Annotated in this window: 16 protein-coding genes; 9 read left to right on the top strand and 7 right to left on the bottom strand. The window is 73.9% G+C overall.

What is annotated here, in order from left to right; all coding sequences use genetic code 11:
• Positions 1 to 62: 62 nt before the first annotated feature.
• Positions 63 to 713 carry a LuxR C-terminal-related transcriptional regulator gene (locus tag BLR33_RS23805; RefSeq protein ID WP_093786619.1) on the bottom strand — a complete coding sequence of 217 codons (651 nt, stop codon included), beginning with the start codon at positions 711 to 713 and terminating at the stop codon, positions 63 to 65.
• Positions 665 to 1,753, bottom strand: coding sequence for a sensor histidine kinase (locus tag BLR33_RS23800; protein ID WP_245771623.1), 1,089 nt, complete (start codon positions 1,751 to 1,753; stop codon positions 665 to 667). Before BLR33_RS23800 ends, BLR33_RS23805 begins: the two co-directional genes overlap by 49 nt.
• A 517-nt stretch (positions 1,754 to 2,270) precedes the next feature.
• Here BLR33_RS23800 and BLR33_RS23795 point away from each other — a divergent pair.
• Entirely contained in the window at positions 2,271 to 3,035 is a 765-nt protein-coding gene (locus tag BLR33_RS23795) for an ABC transporter ATP-binding protein (protein WP_407639720.1), read from the top strand.
• Between the two features lie 399 nt (positions 3,036 to 3,434).
• On the opposite strand, the gene BLR33_RS23790 is transcribed toward BLR33_RS23795, so the two are convergent.
• Together BLR33_RS23790 and BLR33_RS36260 are read right to left on the bottom strand one after the other, a co-directional pair.
• On the bottom strand, positions 3,435 to 4,403 hold the full coding sequence (locus tag BLR33_RS23790; RefSeq protein ID WP_093786618.1) for a M56 family metallopeptidase: 969 nt from the start codon (positions 4,401 to 4,403) through the stop codon (positions 3,435 to 3,437).
• 6 nt (positions 4,404 to 4,409) lie between these two features.
• Positions 4,410 to 4,928: a BlaI/MecI/CopY family transcriptional regulator gene (locus BLR33_RS36260; RefSeq protein WP_093786617.1), complete on the bottom strand. Its 519-nt coding sequence runs from the start codon at positions 4,926 to 4,928 to the stop codon at positions 4,410 to 4,412.
• Positions 4,929 to 5,053: 125 nt separating this feature from the next.
• Here BLR33_RS36260 and BLR33_RS23780 point away from each other — a divergent pair, with 125 nt between their 5' ends.
• Entirely contained in the window at positions 5,054 to 5,890 is an 837-nt protein-coding gene (locus BLR33_RS23780; protein ID WP_093786616.1) for an undecaprenyl-diphosphate phosphatase, read from the top strand.
• A gap of 33 nt (positions 5,891 to 5,923) precedes the next feature.
• On the opposite strand, the gene BLR33_RS23775 is transcribed toward BLR33_RS23780, so the two are convergent.
• A complete protein-coding gene (locus BLR33_RS23775; RefSeq protein WP_093786615.1) occupies positions 5,924 to 6,382 on the bottom strand; it encodes a pyridoxamine 5'-phosphate oxidase family protein in 459 nt (152 codons plus the stop codon).
• Between the two features lie 556 nt (positions 6,383 to 6,938).
• Between BLR33_RS23775 and BLR33_RS23770 the strand changes: the two genes are divergently transcribed.
• From BLR33_RS23770 to BLR33_RS23765, 4 genes are all read left to right on the top strand, one after another.
• Positions 6,939 to 8,297 carry an alpha/beta fold hydrolase gene (locus BLR33_RS23770; RefSeq protein WP_218136690.1) on the top strand — a complete coding sequence of 453 codons (1,359 nt, stop codon included), beginning with the start codon at positions 6,939 to 6,941 and terminating at the stop codon, positions 8,295 to 8,297.
• Between the two features lie 169 nt (positions 8,298 to 8,466).
• The gene (locus BLR33_RS36760) at positions 8,467 to 8,595 is read left to right on the top strand and encodes an LPFR motif small protein (protein WP_265737048.1); all 129 of its coding nucleotides are present in this window, start codon (positions 8,467 to 8,469) and stop codon (positions 8,593 to 8,595) included.
• A 17-nt stretch (positions 8,596 to 8,612) separates the two neighbouring features.
• Positions 8,613 to 8,786, top strand: coding sequence for a hypothetical protein (locus BLR33_RS35300; protein WP_176930422.1), 174 nt, complete (start codon positions 8,613 to 8,615; stop codon positions 8,784 to 8,786).
• A gap of 220 nt (positions 8,787 to 9,006) precedes the next feature.
• Complete coding sequence (locus tag BLR33_RS23765; RefSeq protein WP_407639717.1) at positions 9,007 to 9,939, top strand: Rieske 2Fe-2S domain-containing protein; 933 nt, start codon at positions 9,007 to 9,009, stop codon at positions 9,937 to 9,939.
• A gap of 48 nt (positions 9,940 to 9,987) precedes the next feature.
• Here BLR33_RS23765 and BLR33_RS23760 read toward each other — a convergent pair whose 3' ends face one another.
• Positions 9,988 to 11,172: a zinc-dependent alcohol dehydrogenase gene (locus BLR33_RS23760; RefSeq protein ID WP_093786613.1), complete on the bottom strand. Its 1,185-nt coding sequence runs from the start codon at positions 11,170 to 11,172 to the stop codon at positions 9,988 to 9,990.
• Between the two features lie 255 nt (positions 11,173 to 11,427).
• Here BLR33_RS23760 and BLR33_RS23755 point away from each other — a divergent pair, with 255 nt between their 5' ends.
• The 3 genes from BLR33_RS23755 to BLR33_RS35650 are packed head-to-tail and all read left to right on the top strand — an operon-like array spanning position 11,428 to position 14,027.
• Positions 11,428 to 12,141, top strand: a complete 714-nt coding sequence (locus BLR33_RS23755) for a hypothetical protein (RefSeq protein WP_093786612.1) — start codon at positions 11,428 to 11,430, stop codon at positions 12,139 to 12,141.
• Positions 12,142 to 12,147: 6 nt separating this feature from the next.
• A complete protein-coding gene (locus BLR33_RS23750; protein WP_093786611.1) occupies positions 12,148 to 13,152 on the top strand; it encodes an SRPBCC family protein in 1,005 nt (334 codons plus the stop codon).
• Positions 13,153 to 13,157: 5 nt separating this feature from the next.
• Entirely contained in the window at positions 13,158 to 14,027 is an 870-nt protein-coding gene (locus BLR33_RS35650) for a hypothetical protein (protein WP_218136689.1), read from the top strand.
• Between the two features lie 613 nt (positions 14,028 to 14,640).
• Here BLR33_RS35650 and BLR33_RS23740 read toward each other — a convergent pair.
• Positions 14,641 to 15,435, bottom strand: coding sequence for an Fpg/Nei family DNA glycosylase (locus tag BLR33_RS23740; RefSeq protein WP_093786610.1), 795 nt, complete (start codon positions 15,433 to 15,435; stop codon positions 14,641 to 14,643).
• Between the last annotated feature and the right edge of the window lie 26 nt (positions 15,436 to 15,461).

Raw genomic sequence — 15,461 nt, 5'->3', positions numbered from 1 at the left:
TCGCCGGCGCGGAGGGGTAGGACCGGGGACGGGAAAGCCCCGACCCCGGGCGGCGGACCCCGTCAGGAAGGGTCCTGCAGGTACGTCAGGACGGCGAGGACGCGGCGGTTGTCGTCGGGCGCGGCCGGCAGGTCGAGCTTGGTGAAGATGTTGTTGATGTGCTTGCTCACCGCGTTCTCCGTGACGACGAGCGCTCCGGCGATGCCCGCGTTCGAGCGGCCCTGGGCCATCAGCGAGAGGACCTCGCGCTCGCGCGGGGTGAGGCGGGTGAGCGGTTCATGGCCGCCCACGCGGGTCACCATCGCGGCCACCACCTTCGGATCGAGCACCGTCGCCCCCGCCGCCACCTGCCGCACCGTGTCGATGAACCCCGGCACGTCCGCCACCCGGTCCTTGAGCAGGTAGCCGATCGCGCCCTCGCCCGAGCGCAGCAACTCCCGCGCGTACAGCTGCTCGACGTACTGGCTGAGCACCAGCACCGGGAAACCGGGGCGCCGGGTGCGGGCCTCGATCGCGGCGGCCAGCCCCTCGTTGCTGAACGTCGGCGGCATCCGCACGTCCACCACGGCGACGTCCACGCTCTCGTCCTCCAGCGCCCGGCCCAGCGCCGCCGCGTCCCCGACGGCCGCGGCGACCTCGAAGCCGTGCGCCTGCAGCAGCCGGGTCAGCCCGTCCCTGAGGAGGGCGAGGTCTTCGGCGATGACAACGCGCAAGGTACCTCCATCGTCACCCGGGTCGGCCCCCCGGCCGGACTGTCCACCGTGAGCGTCCCGTCGAAGACCTCCAGGCGGCGCTCCACGCCCCGCAGCCCCGTACCGGCCCCGCGGTCCGCGCCCCCGGCGCCGTCGTCCCCGACGAGCACGGTCAGGCTACCGGCGGTGTGGGAGAGGGTGATCCAGGCGCGGGAGGCGCGGGCGTGCTTGACCACATTGGCCAGCGCCTCGGTGACGGCGAAGTACACCGCCGACTCCACCGGCGCCGGAAGCCGCCCGGGCACCTCCGCGCGCACCTCGACCGGAACCGCCATGTCCAGCGCCACCGCCTCCAGGGCGCCCACCAGGCCGCGGTCGGCGAGCACCGGCGGCTGGATGCCCTCCATCACCGTTCGCAGCTCCTCCAGCGCGGAAAGCGTGGTGGCGCGGGCCTCGGCGAGGAGTTCGGCGACCGTGTCGGGGTCGGAGCGCAGCAGCTCACCGGCCAGGCCGAGGTTCATCGCGAGGGACACCATGCGGGCCTGGGCACCGTCGTGCAGGTCCCGCTCGATGCGCTTCAGCTCGGCGGCCTGGACGTCCAGGGCGCCGCTGCGGGTACGGCTGAGCACCCGTACTCGGTCGGCGAGTTCGCGTTCGCGGACCGCCGGGAGCCGCTGCAGCCACCAGCCGTGGACGACCAGCGCCAGCGCGACCGCCGGCGTGGTGAACACCGGCCAGAAGAAGCCGCCGCCGGTCAGCCCCCACACTGTGACGTCCATGACGACGTACACCGCGCTGAGCGCGGCCTGCACGGTGAAGCCCCGGCTGCGCCCCCGGTGGCGCGGCCGCCGCAGCGCCCACCGCAGGACGTACTGCACCACGACGTTGAGCGCCAGGCCGAACCAGACCCAGCGCGGCCAGAAATACTGGGGCCGCTCGCCGAGCCACACGAACGTGCACACCAGCCCGACGACCACGCTCACCGCGGCCTGCCAGGCCAGCAGCGCGCCCCAGCCCGGCCGGGCACGCCGCTCGACTTCCCACGGGATCCGGGCCGTCACGACGCTCCCGCGCCGCGGGCCGCCGGCCGGGTCGCCCGCCGGGCGGCGCCCCGGCCCGCCCCCGGCAGAGGTACCTCGTCAGGCGCCGTCACCGGGCCCGCGCCGCCCTCGTCCACCTTCGTCAGCGCCGCCGGCCGCAGTGCCTCGCCCGCCCGCGGCGGGCGCGCCGCGACTCCACCAGCCCCCATGGTCCCCGTCCTCCCCGTCGGCCCGTCCGTGCTCCGTGCCCGTTTCGTGCCCGTCCGCTGCTGGCTTCCTGCCGGTTTCCTGCCCCCACGACCCTACGGACCGCGGCCGGCGAGCGACATGGAGCCAGCCGCCGGCTTCGCGGGTGCGGGAAACCCCACCATCGGGCGGTGCCGACCCCCACCGGACGGGCGAATCGGTGTGAATCGGGGCGAGCAGGGGGTACGGGACCGGCGAGGAGAGCGACGTGACGAACGAGCCCGCGCCGGAGCAGACGGCACCCGACCGGCCCGGGGACGGCCCCGCGGCCGTCCCCGGGCCCGCTGCGGCCGTGCCCGCGGCCGGCAGGGTGCCGACCGTCGTCGTGGACGACCTGCACGTCACCTACCGCATCCACACCGCCGCCACTGGCCGCGGCAGCGCCACCGCCGCACTCGCCCGCCTGCTGCTGCGCCAAGGCTCGCCGAACGTGCACCTGGTGCACGCGATCAGGGGGATCACCTTCACCGCCTACCGCGGCGAGGCGATCGGCATCATCGGCACCAACGGGTCGGGCAAGACCACCCTGCTCAAGGCCATCGCGGGCCTGCTCCCCGCCGAGCGCGGCCGCGTCTACACCGACGGCCAGCCCTCCCTGCTCGGCGTCAACGCCGCCTTGATGAACGACCTGACGGGCGGGACGAACGTCATCCTCGGCGGCCTGGCCATGGGCATGTCCCGCGAGGAGATCCAGGCCCGCTACCAGGGGATCGTCGACTTCTCGGGCATCAACGACAAGGGCGACTTCATCTCGCTGCCCATGCGCACGTACTCCTCCGGGATGTCCGCGCGGCTGCGGTTCTCCATCGCCGCGGCCAAGAACCACGACGTGCTGATGATCGACGAGGCCCTGGCCACCGGCGACCGCGCCTTCCAGACCCGCTCCGAGCAGCGCATCCGCGAGCTGCGCAAGGAGGCCGGGACCGTCTTCCTCGTCAGCCACAACAACAAGTCCATCCGCGACACCTGCGACCGCGTCCTGTGGATCGAGAAGGGCGAGCTGCTGATGGACGGCCCGACGGAGCAGGTCGTGTCGGCGTACGAGAAGGAGCACTGAGCCCTTTCGGGCGGACGGGGGCGTGCTGTCTCCCGGTGGGGCGGGGCCCTCTGGCGGGGTGCGGGCCCGGGGGAAGGGCTTCGGGTTGGGGGTGCGGGGTGCGGCGGGGGAGCACGGGAGCAGGGACTGGCGGCCACGGGGGTGGGCCGGAGCAGGGACTGGCGGCCACGGGGGTGGGCCGGGCCATGGGCCTGGTGGAGGCTGGACTGACAGGTGCCGCAGGCGCCGGTGCCGGCGCTTCCGCATGGGCCCCAGGCCGGTGGAGGGGACAGGTGGTCGCCGGGTGTGCCGGGCCGGGGCGGCCAGCGGAGGGCACGTGTCGGCCCGGGGGCGGCGGCCGGGCGGAATGTGCCGATGTGGCGGCCGGGGTGGAAGCGCGGGCCGCCGGCGCCGTGCCGGTCAGTGGGCGCCGGCGAGTTCCAGCAGGTGGTGGAGGTCGTGCGCGGCGGCGAAGGCGCAGACGGCGTTGACGCCGACGAAGACGGCCGCGGTCGCGGCGGCCAGGACCGGCCCTGTGAGCGGGTGGTGGGCCGGTGGCGGGGCGAGCAGCGCGGCGACGCGGCGGGGGACCGGGCCCGGGCGGTCGCCTGCCGCCCGGCGAGGCAGGCCCAGCAGTCCGAGGACGGCCTGCGGCAGGCGGCGCGGCGCGGAGGAGCGGCTGGTCGCCAGCGCCGCCTTGCCCACCGCGCGGGCCACTTGACGGCGGTCCCCGCACTCCTCGGCCGCCCGCTCGTCGGCCCAGCGCTCCACGGTGTAGGCGACGGCGGTGGCGGCAGGGCGCAGCAGCGGGTTGACGGCCGCGGCCAGGTGGGCGAGGGCGACGAAGGCGTAGTGGTGGCAGGCGAGGTGCGCCCGCTCATGGGCGAGCATCGCCTCGCGGTCGCGCGCGTCGAGGGCGTCCAGCATGCCGCTGGAGACGACGACCCGGCCGGGCAGCCCGGGCAGCGCGAAGGCGTCGGGGTAGCGGTCGGGGACGACGACCACCTGGTCGGGCCCGGGCAGGCAGGCAGCGTCGAGCGCCGCGCCCAGCAGCGACCGCGAGCGGCGCCACACGATCCGGCCGCCCGCGGCGCAGGCCGCGGCCAGCGCCAGCCCCGCGAGGACCGACTCCGGCAGCGAGACCGAGTCGTGGGCCCGTACGGTGCCGGCCGACCAGCCGCCGATCCAGCCCGCCGGTTCCAGCCGGACCACCCCCGCCACCGCGAGCACCCCGAGCGCCGCGCAGCTCAGCGCGGCCAGCGCGAGGGCGCAGCCGGTCAGCAGCCAGGTCGCCCAGCGCGGGTCCAGCCGCTCGGCCAGCGGCCGCGCCCCGAGCGCGGCGGGCAGTGGGAAGAGCAGCGGCAGGTACACGAGCACGTGGAGGAGCATGGGTGGCTACCGCTCCTCCGGCAGGTCGCCGAGCAGGCCGCGCAGCAGCTGCTCGTCCTCGTCGGACAGGTCGTTGACGAAGCGGGAGAGCACGGCCTGGCGGTCGGTGTCGGCGTCGAGTTCCTGGCGCATCCGGCGGGCGGTCAGCCCGTGCGAGTCGGCGACGGGCGTGTAGGCGAAGGCCCGGCCCCGCTTGCGCCGGGTGAGCAGGCCCTTGTCGTGCATCCGCGACAGCACGGTCACGACTGTGGTGTAGGCGGGGTCGCCGGAGAGCTGCGCGGCGACCTCGCCGGGGGTCAGCGCCCGGCCGGCGCCCTGCAGCACAGCGAGCACCTCCGCCTCGCGCTCCCCGCTCGCCCGGCGCGGCTGGGGGGCGCGCCGGTCGGACCGTTCCGCGGCCCGTTCCCCGCCGGGTGTCCCGTCGTCGCCCCGGGGGTGCCCCTCGCTGTGCCCCTCGCGGTGTCTGATTCCGCGTCTGTTGCCGTATCCGTTGCCGGTTCCCGCGTCGCGTCCCTCGGCTCTCATGTGGTTTGCCGTCTCCCTCACCCATCTTCTACAGTCATGTAGAAATTCTACGGTGACGTAGAAGTCCCCGAGCGAGTGTGCCACACGCCGGCCGCGGGGCCGGGCGTCCGCAGAGATGGAAGTCGATGAGCGTCATCAACATCAGCCAGGCCGCTGTACTGGGCGTCGTCGAGGGGGTGACCGAGTTCCTGCCGGTCTCCTCCACCGGCCACCTCAAGATCGCGGAGGGGCTGATGAACATACCCGTGGACGACAACGCGGTTGTCGGCTTCTCCGCGGTGATCCAGGTCGGCGCGATCGCCGCCGTGTTCGTCTACTTCTTCCGCGACATCGCCCGCTTCGTCGGCGCCTGGGTGCGCGGCCTGCGGAACCGCGAGGAACGCTACCACCACGACTACAAGTTCACCTGGTGGGTGATCTACGCGACGATCCCCATCGGTATCGTCGGTATCGCCGCCAAGCCGCTCATCGACGGCCCGCTCGGCTCGCTGTGGGTCGTGGCCGCCTCGCTCATCGTCGGCAGCGGCGTGATGTGGGCCGCCGACCAGATGGGCCGCCACAAGCGCGGCGAGGACGACACCTCGTTCAAGGACGCGATGTGGGTGGGCTGTTCGCAGATCCTCGCCCTGCTCTTCCCCGGCTTCTCCCGCTCCGGCGCCACCATGTCCACCGCCCTCATCCTCGACCTGGACCGCACCGCGGCCACTCGCCTGTCCTTCTTCCTCGGCCTGCCTGCCCTCACCGGCGCCGGGCTCCTCGAACTCAAGGACGCCCTCGGCACCGGCGTGGGGGCAGGACCGCTCGCCGTCGGCACGATCGTCTCCTTCGGCATCGCCTACGCCTCCATCGCGTGGCTGCTGAGGTTCGTCGCCCGGCACTCCTTCAACGCGTTCATCACCTACCGGATCATCATCGGCGTGCTGCTGCTCGGCCTGCTCGGCACGGGCGTGCTGGACAGCTGAGGAGCCGCCCGGGCAGGACGCCGCCGCCGGCCGCTACCTGCGGCGCACGGTCCGCACGCCCTGCCCGGGCCGCCACACCCGGATCACCAGCTCGTCGCCGTCCACGCCGGTGACCACCGCCTCGTGCAGATCGATGAGGAACAGGTGGAAGTCGCCGGGCGGTTCGGCCCCGGTCAGATAGCCCTCCCGCTGCTCGCCCACGACTTCGACGGCGGTGCCCGCGACCTTCGCGTCGCCGGGCTCCGCCGCGTCCTGCGGATGGGCGTGGAGGGCGCACCGCCCGTCCCGTATGAGATCGCGCGCCTTGACCGCGTGCAGCATGGAGCCGATCCACAGGTCGGGCCCGGAGAACGTCACCTCCGTCCCGCTGACCCGCGGTGAGCCGTCCTTGCGCAAGGACGCCAGGACATGGCTTTTCGCCGCCTCGAACCGGGCGCGGACATCCGCCGCGAGCTCGGGTGCTTCGTGCGCGAACTGCTGCCAAGTCGCCATGCCGGAAGTCTTGCAGGAGGGTCTGACAACGGCCGGGCGACGGCGCCGGGGGCGGGTCCGCCAGGGGGTCCGCCAGGGGCCCGACCGGGGCCCTGCCCGGGGTTGTGCCGAGAGTCCGGAGCCGCCGCGGGCTGGCGCGGCGGGCGGCGCCGACCGGCGCTCCACTCGTCTCTCCACCCGGATCTCCACCCGCTTTTCCACCCGGGGGTTGAGGCGGCGGCGAGCGGTTCCGTCGATGATCATCGGTGTCGGCCCCGTCCTTCCGGGACCGGCTTCCCGATCGAGTCGAGGTGGGTGTGCCATGTCCGGGAGCAGGTTCGTCGCATGCGTCAAAGCCGTCGCGGCCGCCTTCAGGCCGTCGGCGTTACGGTCACGGGCGCGCTCGCGGACGAGGCGGCCGTGGGCCGGCGGGCTCGCCGTGCTGGCCGCGGCGGGGTGCCTCGCCGGCACCGGGGCCGCGCCGGCGGCCGCGCGGGGGCCCGGCGTTCCCTCGGCGCAGGCGCCCGTGCCACTGAGCTGGGGGGCCTGTCCGCCGGCCGAACCGGAGTCGGTGTCCGTGCCGCGGGACCCGCGCCAGCAGTGCGCCCGCCTGACTGTCCCGCTCGACTACCGGCGGCCGCACGGATCCCGCATCGCCGTCGAGGTCTCCCGCATCCGCTCCGGCGCCGCGCACCCGCTGCCGCTGATGGTGGGTCAGGGCGGTCCCGGCTTCGGCGGGCTGGACCTGCCGTCGGCGGAGGAGGGCGCACTGCCGCCCGAGGTAGTCGCCCACACCGACCTCTACGGCATGGACTACCGTGGCATAGGGGCCAGTTCGCCGCTCGACTGCGAGGTGGCGCCCGCCGACCGCAGCGAGGCCACCGGCGTTCCGTACCCGGCCGCGGACGGCTCCACGGACGCGAACGTGGCATGGGCCTCCCGTGTCGCGGCCGCCTGCGCGGCCCACGGCGGAAGCGAACTGCCCTACGTCAACACGGCGAACATCGCCCGCGACATCGACAGCCTCCGCCGCGCCCTGGGCCTGCCCGCCCTGTCGTACACCGGCACCTCGTACGGCACGTTCGTCGGCGCCGTCTACGCCTCGCTGTTCCCCGCTTCCTCCGGCCGGGTGCTGCTCAACAGCGTGGTGCCGCCGGGCGGGGTGAAGGAGGCCATCGAGCACAAGGGCCAGGCGGTGGAGACCGCGTTCCCGGTCTTCGCCGACTGGGCCGCCGCCCGCGACGCCACCTACCACCTCGGCACGACCGGCACCGCCGTGCGGTCCGCCGTCCTGTCCACCGCACGCACCCTCAACAGCCGTCCGATCGTCCTCGCCGACGGCGGCTCCCTCACCGGAAACCTGCTGCTGGAAGCCCAAGAGGCCCTGCTGGAACAGGAGTCGTACTACCCGCTGCTCGCCGGGCTGATCAAGGACGCCCGCACCGGCGAACTGCCGCCCGGCGGATCGTCGAGTCTGCCCTGGGGGCAGACCCTGAGCGACAACTTCGTCAGCGCCCAGGACGCCGTCGTCTGCAACGACTCGGCCTGGCCCCGCGACCTCGCCCACTACCGAGCGGCCGTCGCCCGCAGCGCCGCCCGCTACCCGCTGACCGCGGGCTCCCCGCAGAACGTCTGGCCCTGCGCCTTCTGGACCACCCCCACCTCCGACCGGGCCCCGGCGCCCCACCCCCACGGCCCGGCCAACATCCTGCTGCTGCAGAACACCGCCGACCCCTCGACGGCCCCCTCCGGAGCAGAGGCCACCCGCCGAGCCTTCGGCCACCGCGCCGGCCTGGTCACCGTGGACACGTCGGGACACGGCGTCGACATGAGCCAAGGGTGCGTGGCGGACGCGGTGACGCGGTTCCTCCTCCATGGCGGACCACCCCGTTCGGCCGCGTGCCCGGCACCGGGCATACCGGGGCAGCACCCATGAGCGTTGGCTTGGCGGGCTGATCCGAGACCGTCCTCGCGGTCGGGCCTCATGGTCGGGCGCCGACGGGGTAGCCGAACCGTTGCGGAGGACGGCCCGGACCGGCCGGGCTCCTCGGCTCCCGGAGAGCCTCGGCAGGGCCCCCGGAGAAATCCCGGAAAGGAAGTGCCTGATGCTCACGGCCATAGCAGACGTCCTCAGAGCCATTGGCCACGCCATCGCGACCGTTGTCTCACTGCCGTTCCGCGCGGTGGCCCGCCTGTTCGGCGGCGCGGCCGACACCGCCCACGGACACCATTGAGCGCGGAGGCCACCCTGATGGACACCCCGCGTTCTCCGCACATGACCCCCGACCTGCCGCCCACCGTGTCCACCCCCGACCTCGCCGGACAGGGCGGCCCCCGCCCGCCCCGCAAGCAGCCCCCGCGCGAGGAGCCCGCGCCCTCGCGCAAGGCCCCGGCGAAGCACGCGCCGCCCAAGAAGCAGCGCTGACCCGGCCCCGGGCGACCCGCGCGGCTCGACGTAGCCGTCACGCGGACGGCGCGAGCGCTCGCGGGGTGGGGCCGGCCCGGGGAGGCTGAAGGGGCGGTGCCCCGGACCAGGGCCCGCACCAGCAGAGCAGGGCAGCGGGCCGACCGAGCCCGTCGGACGACCGAGACCACCGCGTACGGGCACCTGTCCCGCGGCGGAGGGCGGGAGAGGTGACGCGAGGGTGAGCACGGTATCGACGGGCGCGAAGCTGCTGCGGAGCGCACTGCCCGACCCGGAGCGGCCCGGCCGGGTGCTGGGCGCGATGGGGCGGTTGGAGCAGGCCGGGTCACTCGACGGAGTGATCGAGACGGTACGGAAGGCAGTGCGGGCGGTGCCGCTGGGACGGTTCCGGGACGGCCTGCACGGGCGGTGGCTCGGGCACCCCGTGCACCCGCTGATGGTGCAGGTGCCGATCGGGGCCTGGATGTCCTCGGCGGTGCTCGATTGGACGCCCGGCGGCGGCCGGGCCTCGGGCCTGCTGGTGGCCGCCGGGCTGGCCGGCGCCGTGCCCGCGGCTGCCGCGGGACTGGTGGACTGGGCCGAGCTGGAGCCCTCGCAAGCGAGGGTGGGCCTCGCGCACCTCGCACTGACCAGTACGGCCGTTGCCTGCTACACGGCGTCGCTGGGCGCCAGGCTGACGCGGCGGCCGGTACGGGGGCGGGCGTACGCGCTCGCCGGGCTGACGGCGGTGGCAGCGGCCGGCGCGATCGGCGGCCACCTGGCATACCGTCAGGCCGCGGGCGCGAACCACGCCGAGGTCGTACCGCGGCTGGTGCCGCCGGGCTGGCACGCGGTGGGCCCGCTCTCGGAGCTGCCCGAGGGGCAGCCGGTGCGGCGGATGGTGGGCGAGGTGGCCCTCGTCGTGGTGCGCGGCGCGGACGGGGAGGTACGTGCGCTGGCCGACCAGTGCAGCCACCTCGGCGGGCCGCTGTCGCAGGGCGCGGTGGAGGACGACTGCGTGCGGTGCCCGTGGCACGGCAGCCGCTTCCGCCTCGCCGACGGCTGGAACGTCGCCGGTCCCGCGACCGCCGCCCAGCCCGCCTTCGAAGCGCGGGTCGCGGACGGCGGCCAGGTGCAGGTCCGGCTGCGCACCTCGCCGGCGGCCGGGCACTGAGCCGGCCGCCGGGCACGGGGAGCGGCGCAGGCGAGCAGACGGGCGCGGTCACGGTGTGAAGAGGACCTTGACCACGCCGTCGCGCTTCTGCTGGAACATCTCGTACGCCTCCGGCGCGCTGCTGAGCGGCACGCGGTGGGTGGCGAACCCGTCGACGCCCAGCGGGTCGGCGTCGGTGAGCAGGGGGAGCAGGTCGTCGGTCCAGCGACGGACGTTGGCCTGCCCCATGCGCAACTGGATCTGCTTGTCGAACATCGTCAGCAAGGGCAGCGGGTCGGTCATGCCGCCGTAGACACCCGACAGGGAGATGGTGCCGCCGCGCCGGACCAGGTCGATGGCGAGGTAGAGGGCGGACAGGCGGTCCACACCGACGCGCTGCATCATCCAGGACGCGACCGCGTTCGGCAGCAGGGTGGTCATCTGCTGCATGCCCTTGGCCAGGGGCGCGCCATGGGCTTCCATGCCCACGGCGTCGATGACGGCGTCCGGGCCGCGCCCGTCGGTGGCCTCGCGGACGGCGTCGCTGATCTTGTCGCCGTACTCCTGGAGGTCGAAGGTGTGCACGCCGCGGGCCTCGGCGCGCTGCAGCCGCTCGGGCACCAGGTCGATGCCGATGACCTTCGCGGCGCCCCGGTGCGCGGCGATCCGGGCCGCCATGTCGCCGACCGGGCCGAGACCGAGCACGGCCACCGTGCCGCCGGGCGGCACATCCGCGTACCCCACGGCCTGCCAAGCGGTGGGGAGCACATCGGAGAGGTAAACGAACCGGTCGTCGGGGGGCCCGGGCGGTACGGGGATCGGCAGCGTGTTGCCGAAGGGCACCCGCAGGTACTCGGCCTGCCCGCCGGGGACCTGCCCGTAGAGCTTGGTGTACCCGAAGAGGGAGGCGCCGGTGCCGTGCTCGTGCACCTGGGTGGTCTCGCACTGCGAGTGCAGGCCCTGGGCGCACATGAAACAGGTGCCGCAGGAGACGTTGAACGGGACGACCACGCGGTCGCCGGCCCGCACCGCGGTGACCTCGGGCCCGACCTCCTCCACGATCCCCATCGGCTCGTGGCCCAGGATGTCGCCCGGGTCGATGAACGGGCCCAGCACCTCGTACAGGTGCAGGTCGGAACCGCACAGGCCGGTGGTCGTCACTTTGACGACGATGTCCGTGGGGTCCTTGATCGCGGGGTCCGGGACGGTGTCGACCCGTACGTCGCGCTTGCCGTGCCAGGTGAGTGCCTTCACGAGTACGCCTTTCTCAACCGGTTAGGTGCCAGGTCCGGCGGGTACCCCGTCCCGGCCGGTCTGCACGGCGACCAGCGATGTTCCGCCGGCCCGTCCGGTGAGCCGCTCGATTGGGCCGCTCGGCGCGCTTTGCGTGGGTATGCCGTGTTTGTCGGTGGAGCAGGTGGTAAGGCGCCCAGACGAAGCCCTGACGGTCGGCTGGTGCGCAAGGCACGTGCGGCGGCCGGGACGGGACGACCGTTCGAAGGTCTCCACATGGACACGAACACCAAGGCGACACTGGCCGCCGGAATGGCCGCCGGATACGTCGTCGGCCGTACGAAGAAAGGGAAGCTCGCGCTCAGCCTGGCCTCGCTCGTCGCCGGGCGCAGCCTCGACCCGGCCTCGCTCATCGGCCAGGGGGTCAGGAAGCTGGCACAGAGCCCGCAGTTCGGGGAGCTGGGTGCGCAGGTGCGCACGGAACTGCTCGGGACGGGCCGCTCGGCGGTCACGGGCGTGGCGAACCGTGGCGCTGCTTCGCTGACCGAGGCCCTCCGCAAGCGGACGCAGGCGCTGCTGGACTCCGAGGACGAAGAGGGGGAGGGGGACGAGGACGCCGAGGGCGCCGGCGATGAGGAGGGTGCCGTCGAGGACGACGAGTCCGGCGACGGGACCGACGAGGGCGACCTGGAGGACGAAACCCCTGAGGACGCCGAGGACGCCGAGGACGAGGAACCGCCGGAGGAGGAGCGGCCCGCGCGGCGCCGGGCGTCCGGCCGCAAGGACAGCGGCGACGACAAGCAGTCCGCCGCGCGCGGGACGGCCCGGCGGGCCGGCGCCAAGGGCGCAGCGGCGAAGAAGGCCGCCGAGAAACCCGCGAAGAAGGCCGCAGCGAAACCGGCGAAGAAGGCGGCGAAGAAGGCCCGTACGGGCGGCTCGGCCGCGGAGAAGCCCGCACAGGCGGCCCGCTCCCGCAGCGGTCGGAGGTGACCCGCGATGACCACGTCCGAGAAGCAGACACCGGCCGAGAACCCGAGCCCGCTGGAGGAACTGCGCTCCGAACTGGGCAACTACGTCGGGGCCCGGGCCCGCCACGCGGTCGGCTCGGCCGCCCAGGCCCTCTCCGGCATCGGCGACGGCAAGAAAGCCGGTAAGAAGGCGGGCAAGACCGCGGGCAAGCTCGGCGGCGGAGGACTCTCCGGGCTCGCCAAGAACCTCCCCGGCATCGGCGGTGGGTCGATGAAGGACCTGGCCACGGGGATGGTCAAGGACAAGGTCAAGGAGACGGGGAGCAAGGCCGTCGGCGGCATCAAGGAGGCGCTCGGCGGCGGTGGGGGCGGCGGCGGTGGCGGCACCAAGGTGACGCTCGTTGTGGAGACCCTGGACATCGGCCTGCCCCGGCGCACCGTCTACGACTACTGGAGCGAGTACGAGGCGTTCCCGGAATTCGCCAAGGGCGTCACCGACGTCTCCTACGGGGACGACGAGACGGAGTCCGACTGGAAGTTCAAGATCGCGTTCTCCAACCGCAGCACCAACGCGAACATCGTGGAGCAGATCCCGGACGAGCGGATCGTCTGGGATTCCGACGGGGAGAAGGGCACCACGCACGGTGCCGTGAGCTTCCACGAGATCACGCCCGACCTGACCCGGGTGGTCGCTGTCATCGAGTACCGCCCGGTCGGCTTCTTCGAGAAGACGGGCAACCTCTGGCGCGCCCAGGGGCGCCGGATCCGCTTGGACCTCAAGCGCTTCCAGCAGCACGTGACGCTCGCCGAGGAGCCTCCGGAGGGCTGGCGCGGCGAGATCCGCGACGGGGAGGTCGTGCGGACGCACGAGGAGGCGCTGGACGAGGAGGAGGACGGCGAGGACGCCGAGGACGCCGAAGACGAGGAGGACGGCGAGGACGTCGAAGAGGACGACCTGGACGACGAGGACGACGAGGACCACCGGGACGACCTGGACGACGAGGAAGAGGACGACGACGAGGACGAGGGGTGACACTCGTGGCCGATGACGTCGACGACACCGGGCGCCCCGAGGACGAGGGTGCCCAGGAGCGGGACAACTGGGAGTCCGACGGCTCCTTCGACAGGGACGGCGATCCGGATGTACTGCTCGACGTGCCGAACCTCAGCGTGGAGGAGATCGACCTCGAGGTCGAGGATCTGCGGGGCCGGGTGTCGCTGCACGCCGAGGTCCTGGAGCTGCTGAAGCTCGATGTGGGGGTCGATGTCGCGCTCGGGCGCGTGCACCTCGGGATCAAGGGGGTGGAGGCGCAGGCCCTGTTGAAGGTACGGCTCGACAACGTGGCGGCGATCATCGAGCGCGTGCTCGCCACGATCGACCGCAACCCGCAGATCCTGGAGCAGATCGCCTCCGGCGCCGGCCGGGCTCTCGGCGAGGTGGGCCGGGGGGCCGGTGACGCTGCTGGCGAGGTGGGCCGCGGCGCCGGTGACGCTGCCGGTGAGGTGGGCCGGGGGGCCAGCCGAGCGGTCGGTGAGGTCGGGCGGGGTGCGGGTGATGCTGCCGGTGAGGTGGGCCGGGGCGCCGGCGACGCGGTCGGCGAAGTCGGTCAGGGCGCGGGGGAGGCCGCGGGCGAGGTCGGCAAGGGGGCGAAGGAAGCGGCGGGCGGTGCCGGCAAGGCGGTGGAGGGGGTCGGCGACAGCGCCGGGAAGGCCGTCGAGGACGTCTCCGACGACGTGGGGGAGGTGGAGGGCGCGATCGAGGGGCAGGCGGGCTATACGGCGGAGTCGGTGGAGCGGAAGTCCGACGGCGGGTCCGGTGGGGGATCGCGGAGCGGAGGGAAGCGGCGGAAACGGGTGCGGGAGTCGGAGGGGGAGAGGCCGCGGCGGTCGGCCAGGCGCCGGGCCTGAGCGGCGGCGTATTACGGGGTTTGGCCGTCCGGGCTGCTGCCCGGGGCCGTTTCCGGATCATCCGCCGGATGATGGCTGGTCGCGCAGTTCCTCGCGCCCCTTTGTTGGTGCCGTGCGCGGTTGGCTTGCGCCGTCCGGGCTGCTGCCCGGGGCCGTTTCCGGATCGTCCGCCGGTTCCTGGCTGGTCGCGCAGTTCCTCGCGCCCCTTTGTTGGTGCCGTGCGTGGTTGGTTTGCCCCGTCCGGGCTGCTGCCCGGGGCCGTTTCCGGATCATCCGCCGGATGATGGCTGGTCGCGCAGTTCCTCGCGCCCCTTTGTTGGTGCCGTGCGCGGTTGGCTTGCGCCGTCCGGGCTGCTGCCCGGGGCCGTTTCCGGATCGTCCGCCGGTTCCTGGCTGGTCGCGCAGTTCCTCGCGCCCCTTTGTTGGTGCCGTGCGTGGTTGGTTTGCCCCGTCCGGGCTGCTGCCCGGGGCCGTTTCCGGATCATCCGCCGGATGATGGCTGGTCGCGCAGTTCCTCCCCCAGAGCTTCGCCTGGGAGGTACCCCCAGCGCCCCCTTCGTTCGTTGCCCTGCGCGGTGGTTTCCCTCGCGGCCCTACTTCGCTTGCTGCTTGCTCATTCGGTGGGCTGTTTTTGGCAGTTGGGGCACCAGACGGTGGTGCGGCCGGCTATCGGGGCGTGGGTGAGGGGGGTGTGGCAGCGGGGGCAGTGGGGGGAAGAGGCGTCGCGGTGGGCGGTGAGCCAGGTGGATGGGGCGGGGACGCGGCCGGCGCGGATCGAGCGGGTCAGGACGCGGCGCAGGGCCGTGTGGAGGATGCGGCATTCGGCGGGGGAGAGGGAGTTCGCCGGGCGGGCGGGGTGGAGGCGGGCGGCCCACAGGATCTCGTCGGCGAGGAGGTTGCCGAGGCCGGCGAGCGCGGACTGGTCCATCAGCACGGCCTTCAGCTTGGCCCGGCGGCCGCCGAGGATCTCGCAGAGGGCCGAGCGGTCCACGGTGGCGGCGTCCGGGCCCTGCCCGGCCAGCGCCCGCTCCACGGCCTCCTCGGAGTCGGCCAGCCGCAGCCCCTGCAGCTTGCGCTGGTCGCGGTAGCGCAGCTCGCGGCCGTCGGACAGGTCGAGCCGTACGCGGTCGTAGCGGTGCGGGGGTTCGTCCGGCGGGCAGGCGACGAGCTGCCCGGTCATCCCGAAGTGCAGCAGCAGGGCGGGGCCCTGATCGGTGCGGGCGATGAGCCACTTGCCCCGCCGCTCGGGCGCCGCCAGTTCGCGGCCCTCCAGCGCCTGCCGCAGCCGGCGCGCGCCGACCCCGCGCAGCACCCCGGCGTCGGCGACGTCCACCCGCTCGATCCGCCGCCCCTGGCCGTGCGAGCGCAGCACGCGGCTGAAGCCTTCGACGTCGGGCAGTTCGGGCATCGGGCACCACCTTCCGGAACGGCTCT

The sequence above is a fragment of the Actinacidiphila guanduensis genome (genome assembly GCF_900103985.1).
Taxonomy (GTDB): Bacteria; Actinomycetota; Actinomycetes; order Streptomycetales; family Streptomycetaceae; genus Actinacidiphila; species Actinacidiphila guanduensis.
The sequence above is the reverse complement of the archived record's forward strand: the minus strand, read 5'-3'. Positions and strand labels throughout refer to the sequence as shown.

What these genes read in the sequence shown, in the direction of transcription:
- BLR33_RS23790 (WP_093786618.1), bottom strand. Translation starts at nt 4,403, where the DNA reads ATGCTCCTCCACGTGCTCGTGTACCTGCCGCTGCTCTTCCCACTGCCC.
- BLR33_RS36260 (WP_093786617.1), bottom strand. Translation starts at nt 4,928, where the DNA reads ATGAGAGCCGAGGGACGCGACGCGGGAACCGGCAACGGATACGGCAAC.
- BLR33_RS23780 (WP_093786616.1), top strand. Translation starts at nt 5,054, where the DNA reads ATGAGCGTCATCAACATCAGCCAGGCCGCTGTACTGGGCGTCGTCGAG.
- BLR33_RS23775 (WP_093786615.1), bottom strand. Translation starts at nt 6,382, where the DNA reads ATGGCGACTTGGCAGCAGTTCGCGCACGAAGCACCCGAGCTCGCGGCG.
- BLR33_RS36760 (WP_265737048.1), top strand. Translation starts at nt 8,467, where the DNA reads ATGCTCACGGCCATAGCAGACGTCCTCAGAGCCATTGGCCACGCCATC.
- BLR33_RS35300 (WP_176930422.1), top strand. Translation starts at nt 8,613, where the DNA reads ATGGACACCCCGCGTTCTCCGCACATGACCCCCGACCTGCCGCCCACC.
- BLR33_RS23755 (WP_093786612.1), top strand. Translation starts at nt 11,428, where the DNA reads ATGGACACGAACACCAAGGCGACACTGGCCGCCGGAATGGCCGCCGGA.
- BLR33_RS23750 (WP_093786611.1), top strand. Translation starts at nt 12,148, where the DNA reads ATGACCACGTCCGAGAAGCAGACACCGGCCGAGAACCCGAGCCCGCTG.
- BLR33_RS23740 (WP_093786610.1), bottom strand. Translation starts at nt 15,435, where the DNA reads ATGCCCGAACTGCCCGACGTCGAAGGCTTCAGCCGCGTGCTGCGCTCG.